The sequence below is a fragment of the Allobosea sp. P5_A5 genome (assembly GCF_056400625.1).
On sequence record NZ_JBFUKY010000008.1, the window covers coordinates 69,085 to 83,014 of the forward strand.

The window sequence follows — 13,930 nt, forward strand, 5'->3', positions numbered from 1 at the left end:
GTCGGGAGAATTGGCCCCGAGGGCCAATTCGCGGCGCGGAGCAACAGGCCGGAGCGGGTGAGGAATACGCCAAACGCTTGGCGATACGCGGCTTCGCTGCTATGGCGCGCGCATGAGCACCCGCAGCATCGACAATATCCGCAACTTCTCGATCGTCGCGCATATCGACCACGGCAAGTCGACGCTGGCCGACCGGCTGATCCAGCAGACCGGCACGGTCGCGGCGCGCGACATGAGCGAGCAGATCCTCGACTCGATGGATATCGAGAAAGAACGCGGCATCACCATCAAGGCCCAGACGGTGCGGCTGGATTACAAGGCGGAGGACGGCAAGGACTACGTCCTGAACCTGATGGACACGCCGGGCCATGTCGACTTCGCCTATGAGGTCTCGCGGTCGCTGGCGGCCTGCGAGGGCTCGCTGCTGGTGGTCGACGCCTCGCAGGGCGTGGAGGCACAGACGCTTGCGAACGTCTATCAGGCGCTGGACGCCGGCCACGAGATCGTCACCGTCCTCAACAAGATCGACCTGCCGGCTGCGGAGCCGGAGCGGATCAAGCAGCAGATCGAGGATGTGATCGGGCTGGATGCCTCGGAGGCCGTGCCGATTTCGGCCAAGACCGGCCTCAACATCGAGGGCGTGCTGGAAGCCATCGTCAAGAGGCTGCCGGCGCCGAAGGGCGACCCCGATGCCTCGCTGAAGTGCCTGCTGGTCGACTCGTGGTACGACGCCTATCTCGGCGTTGTCGTTCTGGTGCGCATCATCGACGGCGTTCTGAAGAAGGGCATGACCATCCGCATGATGCGGGCCAACGCCTCCTACGGCGTCGACCGCGTCGGCGTGTTCAAGCCGAAAATGACCGAGGTCAAGCAGCTCGGCCCCGGCGAGGTCGGCTTCTTCACCGCCTCGATCAAGGAGGTCGCCGACACCGCCGTCGGCGACACCATCACCGACGAGAAGAAGCCGATCGCTGAGCCGCTGCCGGGCTTCAAGCCGGTGCAGCCGGTGGTGTTCTGCGGCATCTTCCCGGTCGATGCGGCCGATTTCGAAGTGCTGCGCGCCGCGATGTCGCGGCTGCGGCTGAACGATGCCAGCTTCTCCTACGAGATGGAGACGAGCGCGGCGCTGGGCTTCGGCTTCCGCTGCGGCTTCCTCGGGCTGCTGCATCTGGAGATCATCCAGGAGCGGCTGGAGCGCGAGTTCAACCTCAACCTGATCTCGACCGCGCCTTCGGTGGTCTACCATCTGAAGCTGCGCGACGGCACGACGCTGGAGCTGCACAACCCGGCCGACATGCCGGATGTGATGAAAATCGAATTCATCGAGGAGCCCTGGATCAAGGCGACGATCTTCACGCCCGACGAATATCTCGGCTCGGTGCTGAAGCTCTGCCAGGACCGCCGTGGCGTCCAGACCGACCTGTCCTATGTCGGCTCGCGCGCCCGTGTCGTCTACGATCTGCCGCTGAACGAGGTGGTGTTCGACTTCTACGACCGCCTGAAGTCGATCTCAAAGGGCTATGCCTCGTTCGACTACCAGATCACGGATTATCGCGAAGGCGACCTCGTGCGCATGTCGCTGCTGGTCAATGCCGAGCCGGTCGACGCGCTCTCGATGCTGGTTCATAACTCGCGGGCCGAGGCGCGCGGACGCGCCATGTGCGAGAAGCTCAAGGAGCTGATCCCGCCGCATATGTTCCAAATTCCGGTGCAGGCCGCGATCGGTGGCAAGATCATCGCCCGCGAGACGATCCGCGCGCTGCGCAAGGACGTGACCGCGAAATGCTATGGCGGCGACGCCAGCCGCAAGCGCAAGCTTCTGGACAAGCAGAAGGCCGGTAAGAAGAAAATGCGCCAGTTCGGCAAGGTCGAAATCCCACAGGAAGCCTTCATCGCCGCGCTCAAGATGGACGATTGAGCTGGCTTATCATCTTTGATCGGGCGGTAAGCGCGTCCCGCGGCGCTTGATCCAAGCTGCGATCGGACGGAAGCTCGCCTGATGACAGCAACGCCGTTCTTCGACGATCTCCGGGGCAAGAGCGCGCTGGTCACGGGCGCCTCAGGCGGGCTCGGCCTGCATTTCGCCCGGCTGCTGGCGCGCCATGGCGTCACGGTGACGCTCGCAGCACGGCGGGTGGAGGCCCTGGCGCAGGCCTGCTCCGCGATTGGGGCCGATGGTGGCAGGGCCGAGGCGCTGGCGCTCGATGTGAGCGATGCCTTGTCCGTTCGTACCGCGCTGGACGGACGATGCTTCGACATCCTGATCAACAATGCCGGCATCAGCGGTAGTGGGCGCGCAGCCGATCTCTCGGAAGGGGATTGGGATGCGGTGATCGACACCAATCTCAAGGGCGTTTTTCTGGTGGCGCAGGCCGTGGCGCGCGGGATGCGCGAGACCGGACAGGGTGGCGCCATCGTCAATATCGCTTCCATTCTCGGAGAGCGGGTCGCGGGCGGCGTCAGCGCCTATGCGGCCTCGAAGGCCGGCGTGATCCAGTTGACCAAGGCGCTGGCGCTGGAATGGGCGCGCGACGGCATCCGTGTGAACGCGCTTTGCCCCGGCTATGTCGAGACCGACATCAACCGCGCTTTCTTCGCGACGGAACCCGGCCAGCAGCTCGTCCGCCGCATTCCGCAGCGCCGCCTCGGCCAGCCGGCAGATCTCGACGGGGCACTGCTGTTGCTGGCCTCCGACGCCGGCGGCTATATCACAGGCGCTTCGCTCGCCGTCGATGGCGGGCACCTCGTCTCCTCGCTGTGAGGTCGCCGTTCTTGCGGCGCGCGACCAGGAGGCCTATCGGGTCGCGTGAGCAAGCAGGCCGGATGTCGAACGGAGAGCGTCATGACCACCGCCCCGGATTGGAACGCCGCGCAATATCTGCGCTTCGAGGATGAGCGTACGCGTCCCTCGATCGACCTGCTGGCCCGCGTGGCGCTCACCGATCCCAAGCGCTGCATCGATCTCGGTTGCGGGCCCGGCAACAGCACGGAGCTGGTCGCTGCGCGTTTTCCGAACGCGGTCGTCGAAGGTCTCGATTCCTCCGCCGATATGCTGGAAAAGGCCCGCAAGCGCATGCCCGGCTCCGACTTTGCCTTGGGCGATGTCGGCACCTGGCTGAGCGAGGGGGCCTATGACCTGATCTTCGCCAACGCCGTGCTGCAATGGCTGCCGGACCACGCGACCCTGTTCCCGCATCTGGTACGCTCGCTGGCGCCGGGCGGCTGCCTCGCCGTCCAGATGCCTGATAATCTCGACCGGCCTTCACATCGCGCGATGCGCGAGGTAGCTGCCGAGGCCCGTTGGGCCGAGACGCTGAAGCCGGCTTTGTCCGCGCGATCGGCCATCGGCTCGTTCGGGGACTATCGGCGCTGGCTGGTCGAAGCCCGCTGCCATGTCGACATCTGGCAAACGACCTATATCCATGCGCTCGACAGCCAGCAGGCGATCGTCGAATGGTTCAAGAGCACCGGCCTGAAGCCCTTCCTCGATCTGCTCGATGCCGACGCGCAGGCAGCCTATCTGGCCCGCTACCTCGCCCGCATCGCGCCGGCCTATCCGGTCGAGAGCGACGGCAAGGTGCTGCTGCCGTTCCCACGCCTGTTCATCGTGGCGACAAAGATCTAGATCGCCGCTCCATCCGTGACGACATCGGCGCCTAGGCCCTGCCGCACGGCGCGGACGATTTCGGCTTCCGCCGCAGCGCCGCGCCGGCGCGGGCGCGCGGCGTCGATGCGATGCTCGGCGATGATCTGGCCGGGCGCGCCCGACAAAATCACCACCCGGTCGGCGAGATAGGCGGCCTCGTCGATATCATGGGTGACGAAGAGCACGGTCTTGCCGGTGCGCTGCCAGACGCGGATCAGCTCGTCCTGCAGGCTTTCGCGCGTCAAGGCGTCGAGCGCCGAGAAGGGCTCGTCCATCAACAGAATCTCGGGCTCGACCGCGAGCGCGCGAGCGAGCGAGACGCGCTGTCGCTGCCCGCCGGAGAGCTGGTGCGGCCAGCGTTGCGCCAGCGAGCCCAGACCGACGAGATCGAGCATCTCCTGCGCCTTCCGCAGGCGCTCAACCCGCGATGTCCGGCCTTCGAGCCCGAAGCCGACATTGCCGATGACCTTGCGCCAGGGCAGCAGCCGCGAATCCTGGAACACCAGCGCCACCGGCCGGCGCGTGCCCTCCTGCGCGTCGATGACGACCTCGCCGGCGCTCGGCCTGGCGAGGCCAGCGATCACGCGCAGCAGAGTCGATTTGCCGACGCCGGAGGGACCGACGATGGCGAGGAACTCGCCCCGCCCGACCGAGAGGTCGAGCTTGCGGAGAACCTCGGTCTGCTCGCCGTCGCGGGTGAAGGTCAGGGACAGGCCCCTGATGTCGATCACGCTTTCCATCGCAGCACCCATTTCTGGAAGGCGACGAAAGCGGTGTCGAGCAGGCCGTAGAGCGCCGCCATCGTCAGCATGTAGACCACCACGATGTCCGTCGCGAGCAGGCTGGAGGCCTGCATCATGCGCTGGCCGACGCCGGCGACGCCGAAGATTTCCGCCGCGACCACCGCCATCCAGGCCTGGCCCAGCGCGGTGCGGAAACCGACGAGGATGCCGGGCATCGCCGCCGGCAGTAAAATCTTGAACAGACGCTGCCAGGGCGAGCGGAAGCCGAACGCATCTGCCACCTCGACGAGGTCGCGGTCGACGCCCCGGATCGCGCCCTGCGCTGCGAAGAAAGCGATCCAGAACACGCCAACGGCGATGATGAAGACCGCTGCGCCGGGCGTGACGCCGAACCAGATGATCGCGAAGGGCACCCAGGCGAGGCCAGGAATCGGCCGCAGCAGACGCACGACCCAGGCGCTCGCCTCCTCGGCGATCCTGGACATGCCGACGAGGACGCCCAACGAGATGCCGAGGCCGGCACCGACGAAGAGGCCGACGAAATAATGCCAGAGCGAGCCGAGGATGGCCGCGAGCCAGGCGCCCGACGAAACCTCCCGCATGAAGGCCTTGGGCAGGACGCTCGGCGGCGGCAGGAAGGCCGGGTTGACCCAGCCGAGATAAGGCGCCGCCTCCCACAGCAGCAGGAAGGCGGCAAGGCCGAGAAAGGCAAGGGCCGGAGCCCGCAATCGCATCACGTTGTCAGCCGCCCGTCTTGATCGCGCGCTCATAGTATTGCGCGTCGAACAGTCCGTCGAACGGCAATTCCTTGTCGAGTGAGCCGAGCTTGACCTGATAGGCCTGCATGGCGCGCGCCGGCTCGATGATCTTGCGCGGGTCGATCTCGAAGACGCTCGCCGGCGAGACCAGCGCCTTGCGGATCAGCTCGGGGTCGACGATGCCCTTCCCCAGCGCGGCGCCGACATGCGGCGCGGCCTTGTCGGGGCTGGCCTTGATCAGGGCGGCCGCCTTGACGAGGCTCGAGACGATCGTCTGCACGGCTTCGGGGTTCTTGGTGGCGAAAGCGCCGGAGACCGCGACGACCGTACCCGGCTGGCCGGGGAAGACCTCCTCGCCGCCGGCGACCAGCTTGATCGCGCTGTTGCGGCTCTGCAGGATCGTCAGCGCCGGCTCGCGCACGCTGCCGCCATCGACGGCGCCCGCCAGAATCGCCTGCTGCGTCGCGTCGATGCCCATTGGCACGATCTCGACATCGGCCTTGTCGACCTTGGCGACCTCCCAGAGCCAATATTGAAGCGTCGTGTTGGGCACCGAACCCGCAGGCTGGGTGGCGAGACGGGCCACCTTGCCGGTCGCAGCCTTGAACGCCTTGAAGGCGGCCGCGGCCTGAACACCCGCCGCGAAGAATTTCGACAGGGACGGCGAAGCGACGACGACGTTTTCGCCGATTGCCGTCGCGGCGACGACGCGGATGTCGATGCCACGCGAACGGGCCACGGCCAGCGGCGCGACGCCTGCGACATAGACGTCGAGGGTGCCCGACGCCAAGGCCTGGATCATGTTCGGGCCGGATTCGAACACGGTGACCGTCGCTTCGACCCCGCCCTGCTTCAGCCAGCCCTCGCCATTGGCGACGAAGAACGGCGCCGTTCCGACGACGGGAATGTAACCGACACGCGCCGGCACGCCTTGCGCCCGTGCGGGCGCGGCGAAGGGCAGCACGGTCGCCGTGGCGGTCGCGGCTGCAAGAAACTGACGGCGATCCATCATCGATCCTTTGGCGGAAACGGCGCCGAGAAGCGCCTTATTGACAGATTGAGAAAAGGATTTTCTATCTGAGTTCAATAGCCGCAGCTCAAAAAGATCGATCTTCTATCGAAATCGATCTGAGAAGAATATTTTTCTAATACTGATGGAATGAACAGATGGATGCCATCGACCGCAAAATTCTCACCGTGCTTCAGGGTGACGCGAACATCTCGATCGCCGAGCTTGCGGACCGGGTCGGGCTTTCCCAGACGCCCTGCTGGAAGCGCATCCAGAAGCTCGAACAGGCCAATGTGATCCTGAAGCGCGTCGCGCTGGTGTCGCCCGAGAAGATCGGGCTCGGCCTCACCGTCTTCGTCCAGATCGAGACGGCGGACCATTCAGGCCCGTGGCTCTCGACCTTCGCCGACACCGTCGCGGCGATGCCGGAGGTGATGGAGTTCTACCGGATGGCCGGTGACGTCGATTATATGCTGCGCGTCGTCGTTGCCGACATGGCGGCCTATGACGGGTTCTACAAGAAGCTGATCGAAACCATCCCGCTCAAGAACGTGACCTCGCGCTTCGCGATGGAACGGATCAAGGCGACGACGGCCTATAAGGTGCCTGATCTGCCGCGTCCCTGAACTCATGACAGGGCACTGTCGCGGATGCTAGGAAGCGTGCAGCCCGACGCCTTGCCCCAGGAGCCGTCTTGTCCGCTTCCCGCTCCATCCTGCTGATCATCGGCGGCGGCATCGCCGCCTATAAATGCCTGGAGCTGATCCGCCGGCTGAAGGATCGCGGCATCGCCTCGCGCTGCATCCTGACCAAGGCCGGCGAGCAGTTCGTGACGCCGCTGGCGGTTTCGGCGCTGGCCGGCGAGCGCTGCTTCACCGACCTGTTCTCGCTGACGGACGAGGCGGATATCGGCCATATCCAGGTCTCGCGCTCGACCGACCTGATCGTCGTGGCACCGGCCACCGCCGATCTGATCGCCAAGATGGCGACGGGACAGGCGAACGACCTCGCCACGACCGCCCTGCTGGCCACCGACAAGCGCGTGCTGATCGCACCCGCGATGAACCCGCGCATGTGGCAGCACCCGGCGACGCGCCGGAACATGGCGCAACTGGAAAAGGACGGCGTGCTCGTTGTCGGCCCCAATAGCGGGGCGATGGCCGAGCGCGGCGAGAGCGGGGTCGGCCGCATGGCGGAGCCCATGGAAATCCTCGCCGCAATCGAGCTGGCACTGGCCGGCGACAAGCCGGAGGCGCCGCGCGCGATCGGCTTTCTCGGCCGGCTGACGGGCGGCGACAAACCCTCCGAGGGCGGGCTGGCCGGGCGGCATGTGCTCGTCACCTCTGGCCCGACGCATGAGCCGATCGACCCGGTGCGCTACATCGCCAATCGCTCCTCCGGCAAGCAGGGCCATGCGATCGCTGCCGCTGCCGCTGCCGCTGGTGCACGGGTGACGCTGGTCAGCGGGCCGGTCTCGATCCCCGATCCGGAGGGTGTCACGACTGTGCATGTCGAATCGGCGCGCGAAATGCTGAGCGCCGTCGAGGCGGCTTTGCCGGCCGATCTCGCGATCTTCGCCGCCGCCGTCGCCGATTGGCGCGTGGCCGATGCGGCGCCTCAAAAAATGAAAAAGGGTGGCGGCGCATTGCCGGCGCTTTCGCTGGTCGAGAACCCCGACATTCTGTCGACGATCGCGCATCGAAACACCGGCCGCCCGGGCTTCGTCGTCGGTTTCGCCGCCGAGACGCAGGCCGTGATCGATCATGCCCAAGCAAAGCTCGCACGGAAGGGCTGCGATCTGATCGTCGCCAACGATGTCGGCGGCACCGGCGTGATGGGCGGCGATGCCAACACCGTGCATCTCGTCACGGCCAGCGGGATCGAAACCTGGCCGACCTTGCCGAAGGACGAGGTGGCGCGCCGGCTCGTCGCGCATCTCGCCGGATTACTGCCGGCAAAGGCGGTTTGAGCATGGTGACGATTTCAGTGCAGCGCCTGCCGCATGGCGCCGACCTGCCGCTGCCGGCCTATGAGAGCGCCGGCGCGGCCGGGCTCGATCTGCGCGCCGCCATCGAAGCGCCCATGACGCTTGCATCCGGGGCTCGCGCGCTGGTGCCGACGGGGCTCGCGATGCAGCTGCCGGATGGATTCGAAGGTCAGGTCAGGCCGCGCTCCGGGCTCGCGGTCAAGCATGGCGTCACCGTCCTCAACACGCCCGGCACCGTCGACAGCGACTATCGCGGGGAGATCAAGGTGGCGCTGATCAACCACGGTGACGCGCCGTTCCAGATCGTGCGGGGTGACCGCATCGCGCAATTGATCATCGCGCCCGTGACGCGTGCGACGCTCAATGAGGCGGCCGAACTGGGTGGAAGCGAGCGCGGAAGCGGAGGATTCGGCTCGACCGGCTTACGCGACGACAGCCACAGGGAGCCGGCACGGTGATGCTGCTGTCGCGGCGGAGCCTGCTCGCCATCGCCGCCGTGGTCGACATCGCGCTGCATGCCCGCCCTCAGCCGGTGTCGGCGAAGCTGCTTTCGGGCCGGCTCGGCCTGCCGCCGCGCCATCTGGAAACCCTGCTGCAGGCCCTGGTTCATGCGGGTATCCTTAGGGGTGTGCGGGGACCGCGCGGAGGCTACGAACTGGCGCGCGAGCGCCGTCGCATCACCGGAGGCGATATCACCCGCGCGGCGATGGCGGATATGTCGGATGATTTCGAAGCTTTGCCGCAATCGGCGCTGATCGACGCGGTCGTCGCGCCCGAGGTCGCCTCGGCCTCCGCCGCTTTTCTGGCCGCGCTCGACGGTGTGACCGTCGAGGAGCTCTGCAAGCGTGCCCGACAAGGCGAGACAGGAATCACCGATCATTCCGACAATTTTACAATCTAGGATGTGATTTAATTCTACTGTTCGACAGGGCCTGTGAATTCGACTAGCTTGCCACCCAGAACATGTTCCCGAGAAGCTGTCCGAGGAGTGACCCCATGGCCGAAGCGCAGACCCCCCAGAAGACACCCGGGCGTGGCCGGATCTACAATTCGATCACCGACACGATCGGCGATACGCCGCTGGTCAGGCTGAACCGGCTGCCGGCGGAACGCGGCGTCAAGGCGACGATCCTGGCCAAGCTCGAATTCTTCAACCCGATCTCGAGCGTCAAGGACCGGATCGGCGTCAGCATGGTCGATGCGCTCGAAGCGTCCGGCGCGCTCAAGCCCGGTGGCACGCTGATCGAGCCGACATCCGGCAATACCGGCATCGCCCTGGCGTTCGTCGCCGCCGCTCGCGGCTATCGGCTGATCCTGGTCATGCCGGAGACGATGTCGCTGGAGCGGCGCAAGATGCTGGCGCTGCTCGGCGCGGAACTGGTCCTGACGCCTGGCCCCGGCGGGATGCGCGGCGCGGTCTCGAAGGCCGAGGAGCTGAAGAACGAAATCCCAGGCGCGATCATCCCGCAGCAATTCGAGAACCCGCACAATCCCGAGATCCACCGCAAGACGACGGCGGAAGAGATCTGGAACGACACGCAGGGCAGCGTCGATATCGTGATCTCGGGTGTCGGCACCGGCGGCACCATCACCGGCGTCGGCCAGGTGCTGAAGGCAAAGAAGCCGGGCGTCAGGATGGTCGCGGTCGAGCCGGAAGATTCGCCGGTGCTGTCGGGCGGGCAAGCCGGTCCGCACAAGATCCAGGGCATCGGCGCCGGCTTCGTGCCCGGCGTGCTCGATCGCAGCGTGATCGACGAGGTTGTCACCGTCGGCAACCAGACGGCGTTCGAGACGGCGCGGGCGCTGGCGAAATATGAGGGCATCCCGGCGGGCATCTCGTCGGGCGCGGCCATCGCGGCGGCGCTGGAGGTCGGCGCCAAGCCGGAAAACGCCGGCAAGACGATCGTGGTGATCATCCCCTCCTTCGCCGAGCGCTATATTTCGAGCGCTCTGTTCGAAGGGCTGTGACCGAAGCCTCCATCCAGATCGTCCGGCTGAGCGAGCAGCTGCCGGACGATTTCGAGGCTTTGCGTAACGAAGCCGGCGCGGAAGCCTATCGCTTCGTCGAGGGACTGCATGGGGAGTGGAAGGCCGGGCATTATCGCGGCATTGACGACCGGTTCGCGCTCTTCGCCGCGTTTCGCGACGGGGAACTGGCCGGGGTCGGTGCGCTGACGCCCGACCCCTACGATCCGGAGCCGGATCTGCTGCGGGTTCGGCATGTCTATGTCAGGCCGCTGCATCGGGCCGCCGGTGCCGGCCGGGCGCTGGCCTCGGCGCTGATCCAGCAGGGGCTTGCGCTGGTGCCGCGCCTCTCGCTGCGCGCTGCCGATGCGCGGGCCGCCCGGTTCTGGGAGGCTGCCGGCTTCAGCGAGACCGCCAGCGGCACCCGCCGCTCGCATCTGCTGACGCGCTGACAAGCCCTCAGCGAACCAGAACGACCCGGTTGTTCCAGGGGTCGGCGATCCCCGTCACGCCGCCCTGCTCCTGCCCGCCTGCCGCCAGAATCCGGTCGCGCATCGCTGCGTAATCGACCTCGGTGCGCGCGACGATCTCGAAACTGTCGAGCCCGGCCTCCTCGGCTCCGCGCGCACCGGCCCCACGGCTGCCCCAGATATTGCCGGCGATATGGTGGTGATAGCCTCCGCTGGCGAGGAAGCTCGCGCCCGGGTAATGCACCGTCACGTCGAAGCCGAGCAGGCCGTGATAAAACGCTTCGGCCGCTGCGGTGTCGCCGACGCGCAGATGGATATGACCCATCGCGGTGCCGGCGGGCATCCCACCATAAGTGCCCTTCGCCGCTTCCGACAAAAGCCGGTCGAGATCGAGACGGTCGGTTGCCATGGCGATGCCGCCATCGGGCCGGCGCGGCCATTGCGCCCGCTCGCGGTCCCGGTAGATCTCGATGCCGTTGCCTTCGGGGTCGGAGAGATAGAGCGCCTCGCTGACCAGGTGATCGGACGCCCCTTCGAGCCGGACCCCGATGTCGGCGGCGTGGCGGAGCCAATCGGCCAGCGCCTGCCGCGAGGGCAGGAGGATCGCGAGGTGGAACAGGCCGCTCGCCGCAGTCGAGCGCACGGCACCGGCCTGCAGGCGCACCAGCACCGTCGTTCCGACGCCCAGTTCGGCACTGTCCGCATCGGCTCGGATCAGGCCGAGCCCGATGCTGTCGCGATAGAAGGCGGTGAGCTTCGCAAGGTCGTGGACGCGCAAGGTCACGGCGCCGATGTGATACGGCGCGTCATGGGCCTCCAGGCCGGCAGGCCTGGCTGCCTCGGCGGTGGCAAGCATCGGAATCGTCCTTTCGCACGCGACTGGCGGGGTCGTCATGGCGAAAGATGGCGTCTCGCGCGGCGTTTGTCGCCACCCCCAACGGAAAGCGCGCGATTGCAGCTCTGCAATACCGAGAGAGCTAGCCCGGGCGGGGGCGGTCGATCGCGAAATGGCGGAACCAGTCCTCCTCGCGTCCCTCGATCAGCGCGGCAAGGATCCGTGACGCCAGGAAACTGAAGGTGATGCCATTTCCGCCGTAACCGTAGGCGGCAAGCATGCGGGGATGGCCCGGCACCTTTCCGATCAGCGGCAGCCCGTCCTCGGTCTGACCGAAGGCGCCCGACCAGCTATGGCCGAGTTGCAGATCGACCGAGGGCAAGAGTTCATGCAGCTTTTCGCGCAAGGCCTCGGTCTTGGCCGTGTCCAGCGCCGCGCGCTGGTCGGGATCGTCGATCTCCTCGTCCTCGCCGCCGAAGATGATGCGTCCATCGGTCGTCGTCCGGCAGTAGACGTAATCCTGCGAGGCTTCCCAGACCAGCGCCGGGCCGGGCCAGAGCCGTTCGGGCTTCTGCGGCACGGTCGCGATCGCCCAGCTCGACGCGACACGGTGCAGATCGTCCTTGACGCAATCGGGCATGACATAGCCCGTCGCGAGCACGATCGCGCCGGCTTCGATCACGCGCCCGCTCTTCAGGGCAACAGTGGCGGAGCGCCCCGAGCCGTCGAAGCTCACCGCCTCCTCCCGCAGCAGGCGCGCACCGCGCTTTATCGCCATCGCGATCAGGCCGTGGCACAGGCTCAGCGGGTCCGCCTCCGCCGAGCCCGGCGAGACGATCGCCGCCGCCCTGTCGAAGCCGAAATGGTTCAGCAGATCGGCGTGCTCGACGAAATCGCCCGGCAGGCCGGCGCGGCGGCGCGCGTCCGCTTCGGCCAGAAGCTCCTTCGGGCCGACGTCGCCAGCCGACAGATAGACAGTCTGCCGGTGCGAGAACCCGCACGGGATGGCAAGCTGCGTGACCAGATCGCCCAGCGATTCCACAGCCTTGAAACTCAAGCGGTAAATCTCGGCCGCATTGTCGAAGCCGTAAAGCCCCGCCAGCTCGGACAGGCGCAGGTCGATCTCCCATTGCAGCATCGCGGTCGAGGCCGCGGTACTGCCGAAGCCTTCGCGCTCGCGGTCGATCAGCACCACGTCCTTGCCCATCGCCGTCAGGTGCTCGGCCATCAGCGCGCCGGTGATGCCTGCGCCGACCACGACGACGTCGCAGCGGGTATCCGCCTCCAGAGTGCGGCCGGGTGGGCGGGCGATGCCGGGCAGCCACGGGCCCTGCCCGTCACGAAGATCATCGTGCCGTGTCGTCTTGGGATCGAGCATCAATCAGCTTTCGGAGGGCCGATCTTGTCGGCCATGGTCGCGCCGCGCAGGCCAAGCGGCTTGGGCCGGCCGGTGGTGGTGTCATGAGCGGTCTGGTGTTCGAGCTCGGCATTGAGCTCGGCGCCGGCGAGCACGATGGTCGCCGAAATCCAGAGCCAGGTCATGAAGACGACGACGGTCGCCAGCGAGCCATAGGCGGCCGTGTAATTGCCGAGCGAACTGACATACCAGGAGAATACGTAGGATGCCCCGGCCCAGAGCAGCGCCGCCACGAGGGCGCCCGGCATCACCCAGATGAACTGCATGCGCTCGCGGCTCGGGCCGATCCAGTAGAGGCAGGCGATCGAGAGCGTGCCCAGGACCAGGAAGGTGGGCCAGCGCACCAGCCGGATCAACCGCTCCAGCTCCGAGTGAAACGGAAATAGGGCGGTGACCACCGGCAAGCTTGCGATGACGACGAGCGCCGTCGTGACCAGCAGCACCCCGCCGACCGTGGTGAACAGCGAGACCATGTTGAGCTTGATGAAGCTGCGCTTTTCGGTCTCGCGATAGATGATGTTGAGCGCGTCGAAGATCGCCTTCACCGCGGCATTCGACGACCAGGTCGCGACGAGGAAGCTGATAAAGAAGGTGAGGGACAGGCTGGCGCCGGACTGGCTGGACAGCCGTATCGCCTGCTCGTGGATGAGGTCGCGCGCGGCCTGCGGAAACATCGTGGTGACCGCGTCGAGCTGTTCGGCGATCGTCACCGGATCGGTGAAGTAGCGGTAGATCGTCACGAGCAGCGAGAGCGCGGGCACGAGCGAGAGCAGCGTGAAGAAAGCGACCGCTCCCGCCAGCGACATCAGGCGATTATCGATGATGTTGCCGATGAATCGCAGCAGCACGTCTTTCCAGCCGAGCCACGGCATCTGCCAGGGCGTCTGCGCCAACCGGCCTCGCTGCGCGGCGCTGCGCTTGCGACCGACATGGTTCGAGACCGCCCCCGAGAGGTAGCCCAGCGCGACACCGAGCCCGGCCGCCCCCGTGATCCGTTTCAGGAAGGCCATCGAACGCCCGGTCCCCATTGCCGCCGCAAGCTTGCGGGCAACAGGGCGCGGACGCAATTGTTCCTTTCGGCCCGCACGCCAGAACCGCCT

The 13,930-nt window shown here is 66.6% G+C and carries 15 protein-coding genes; 9 read left to right on the forward strand and 6 right to left on the reverse strand.

Translation table 11 applies throughout. The features are described from left to right. The first annotated feature begins 112 nt into the window (after positions 1 to 112). From lepA to tam, 3 genes are all read left to right on the forward strand, one after another. A complete protein-coding gene (lepA, locus tag AC1DR6_RS16250) occupies positions 113 to 1,918 on the forward strand; it encodes a translation elongation factor 4 (protein WP_476830289.1) in 1,806 nt (601 codons plus the stop codon). 81 nt (positions 1,919 to 1,999) lie between these two features. Next, complete coding sequence (locus AC1DR6_RS16255) at positions 2,000 to 2,761, forward strand: SDR family NAD(P)-dependent oxidoreductase (RefSeq protein ID WP_476830290.1); 762 nt, start codon at positions 2,000 to 2,002, stop codon at positions 2,759 to 2,761. Between the two features lie 81 nt (positions 2,762 to 2,842). Continuing rightward, entirely contained in the window at positions 2,843 to 3,625 is a 783-nt protein-coding gene (tam, locus tag AC1DR6_RS16260; RefSeq protein ID WP_476830291.1) for a trans-aconitate 2-methyltransferase, read from the forward strand. On the opposite strand, the gene AC1DR6_RS16265 is transcribed toward tam, so the two are convergent. From AC1DR6_RS16265 to AC1DR6_RS16275, 3 genes are read right to left on the reverse strand one after another with little or no spacing between them, the layout of a single operon-like run. Continuing rightward, positions 3,622 to 4,386, reverse strand: coding sequence for an ABC transporter ATP-binding protein (locus tag AC1DR6_RS16265; protein WP_476830292.1), 765 nt, complete (start codon positions 4,384 to 4,386; stop codon positions 3,622 to 3,624). The genes tam and AC1DR6_RS16265 overlap by 4 nt on opposite strands. Beyond that, positions 4,374 to 5,126 (reverse strand): ABC transporter permease, encoded by a 753-nt coding sequence (locus AC1DR6_RS16270; RefSeq protein ID WP_476830293.1) that lies wholly within the window; start codon positions 5,124 to 5,126, stop codon positions 4,374 to 4,376. Before AC1DR6_RS16270 ends, AC1DR6_RS16265 begins: the two co-directional genes overlap by 13 nt. A 4-nt stretch (positions 5,127 to 5,130) precedes the next feature. Next, complete coding sequence (locus AC1DR6_RS16275; RefSeq protein WP_476830294.1) at positions 5,131 to 6,156, reverse strand: ABC transporter substrate-binding protein; 1,026 nt, start codon at positions 6,154 to 6,156, stop codon at positions 5,131 to 5,133. Positions 6,157 to 6,314: 158 nt separating this feature from the next. Between AC1DR6_RS16275 and AC1DR6_RS16280 the strand changes: the two genes are divergently transcribed. The 6 genes from AC1DR6_RS16280 (at position 6,315) to AC1DR6_RS16305 (ending at position 10,560) form a co-directional block, all read left to right on the forward strand. Then, positions 6,315 to 6,782 carry an Lrp/AsnC family transcriptional regulator gene (locus tag AC1DR6_RS16280; protein WP_476830295.1) on the forward strand — a complete coding sequence of 156 codons (468 nt, stop codon included), beginning with the start codon at positions 6,315 to 6,317 and terminating at the stop codon, positions 6,780 to 6,782. A 68-nt stretch (positions 6,783 to 6,850) separates the two neighbouring features. Beyond that, positions 6,851 to 8,125, forward strand: coding sequence for a phosphopantothenoylcysteine decarboxylase domain-containing protein (locus AC1DR6_RS16285; RefSeq protein ID WP_476830296.1), 1,275 nt, complete (start codon positions 6,851 to 6,853; stop codon positions 8,123 to 8,125). Between the two features lie 2 nt (positions 8,126 to 8,127). Then, on the forward strand, positions 8,128 to 8,601 hold the full coding sequence (gene dut / locus AC1DR6_RS16290; protein WP_476830297.1) for a dUTP diphosphatase: 474 nt from the start codon (positions 8,128 to 8,130) through the stop codon (positions 8,599 to 8,601). After that, the gene (locus AC1DR6_RS16295) at positions 8,598 to 9,044 is read left to right on the forward strand and encodes an RrF2 family transcriptional regulator (RefSeq protein WP_476830298.1); all 447 of its coding nucleotides are present in this window, start codon (positions 8,598 to 8,600) and stop codon (positions 9,042 to 9,044) included. The genes dut and AC1DR6_RS16295 overlap by 4 nt, the downstream gene beginning before the upstream one ends. A gap of 95 nt (positions 9,045 to 9,139) precedes the next feature. Further along, positions 9,140 to 10,111 carry a cysteine synthase A gene (gene cysK, locus AC1DR6_RS16300; RefSeq protein WP_476830299.1) on the forward strand — a complete coding sequence of 324 codons (972 nt, stop codon included), beginning with the start codon at positions 9,140 to 9,142 and terminating at the stop codon, positions 10,109 to 10,111. Further along, the gene (locus AC1DR6_RS16305; protein WP_476830300.1) at positions 10,108 to 10,560 is read left to right on the forward strand and encodes a GNAT family N-acetyltransferase; all 453 of its coding nucleotides are present in this window, start codon (positions 10,108 to 10,110) and stop codon (positions 10,558 to 10,560) included. The genes cysK and AC1DR6_RS16305 overlap by 4 nt, the downstream gene beginning before the upstream one ends. A 7-nt stretch (positions 10,561 to 10,567) precedes the next feature. Here the strand turns inward: AC1DR6_RS16305 and AC1DR6_RS16310 are convergent, their stop codons facing one another. The 3 genes from AC1DR6_RS16310 to AC1DR6_RS16320 all read right to left on the reverse strand — a co-directional run bounded on the left by AC1DR6_RS16310 (position 10,568) and on the right by AC1DR6_RS16320 (position 13,840). Further along, positions 10,568 to 11,434, reverse strand: a complete 867-nt coding sequence (locus AC1DR6_RS16310) for a VOC family protein (RefSeq protein ID WP_476830301.1) — start codon at positions 11,432 to 11,434, stop codon at positions 10,568 to 10,570. Positions 11,435 to 11,555: 121 nt separating this feature from the next. Next, positions 11,556 to 12,791 carry an NAD(P)/FAD-dependent oxidoreductase gene (locus AC1DR6_RS16315; RefSeq protein WP_476830302.1) on the reverse strand — a complete coding sequence of 412 codons (1,236 nt, stop codon included), beginning with the start codon at positions 12,789 to 12,791 and terminating at the stop codon, positions 11,556 to 11,558. Further along, positions 12,791 to 13,840 (reverse strand): YihY/virulence factor BrkB family protein, encoded by a 1,050-nt coding sequence (locus AC1DR6_RS16320; RefSeq protein ID WP_476830303.1) that lies wholly within the window; start codon positions 13,838 to 13,840, stop codon positions 12,791 to 12,793. The genes AC1DR6_RS16315 and AC1DR6_RS16320 overlap by 1 nt, the downstream gene beginning before the upstream one ends. Between the last annotated feature and the right edge of the window lie 90 nt (positions 13,841 to 13,930).